Consider the following 1,175-nt stretch of genomic DNA (forward strand, 5'->3'; position numbering starts at 1 on the left):
GGTCCTGCATCCTTACCTTTACCTAAAGTCACACTGCTATAATCAGTTTTACCATCTGCCTGTTTATCGTAGAGAACCACTGCTGAATCATCAGACTGAAGGCTGCTGGAAAGATCCTTCAGACTTGCATCAAGCTGCGCTTTATTGACTGCTTCATTGTCATTCTCTGCTGCCTTAACACCAGAAAGTGTCCGATCTACTTTGTCTTTATTTGAAATATTGAGTTCTGTACCTTCTACTTCTTTACCAATAGTGATAACTTTCGTCTTATCATCCTGCTTGGCAAGGCTATCACTGACAACATTGGTTACATCATTATGAACATTCGTGATAGAACTCGCAACACCAGCAAATGCTTCCGCTACACTATTGTAGCTTTCCTCACTTTCTTTACCTTCCGCATCAACTTTCTTGATCACAAAACTTGGTGCTTTCCATTGTCCATCTTTATCATAACCTGCTCCTCCACCAAAATAGGTCGCAAATGTCTGATTCATTGAATAAAGCTGATTGCCCGTGATCGCTTCTGTCGAACCTTTAGAAATTTCTCCATCTAATAGAAACTTTAATTTGCTGTTTTCTTGTTCCGCTATAACTTGACCATCTTTCTCTTTGTTCTTTACATGACGCGCCACAAAGGCATGCGCGTCATCGTTCCACAACAAAGCATTCTGCTCAATGGTCTGCGTAAGTTCATTGCTGTTCTTAGAAAGCTCATTATGAAGATCTGTCAGCGATGTATCAACACCGCTAAAGGCTGAACCAACATCATGATATGACTGACCACCAACAACATACGTCGGAAGATTACCTACAAGCACATCAGCACCACCACCTAAATAGCTCGATGTATTTTTAGAAACACTGTCTAGACTGGTAGTCACTGTCGTAACATTTTTATTAGTCGCAAATAACTGAGAGCCATTTACAACTTCTGTCGATTCTGCTGAAAGCACTCCTGCCTTAACACCAGAAAGAATCCTTTCTTCTTTCTTACTGTTGGCAATATTGACTTCTGTACCCTCTGCTTCTTTCCCAATAGTAATAACCTTCGTATCATCATCCTGCTTGGCAAGGCTATCACTGACAACATTCGTCACATCATTATGAACATTCGTGATAGAACTCGCAACACCAGCAAATGCTTCCGCTACACTATTGTAAACCTTTTCCTC

At 40.9% G+C, this 1,175-nt stretch carries 1 pseudogene; it reads right to left on the bottom strand.

The features are described 5' to 3' along the window. A pseudogene (locus ACFILL_RS09255) lies at nucleotides 1-1,175 on the bottom strand (hypothetical protein); the annotation flags it as partial.

Origin of the sequence: Bartonella sp. AP20NXHL, from assembly GCF_042196165.1 — a bacterium.
Taxonomy (GTDB): domain Bacteria; phylum Pseudomonadota; class Alphaproteobacteria; order Rhizobiales; family Rhizobiaceae; genus Bartonella.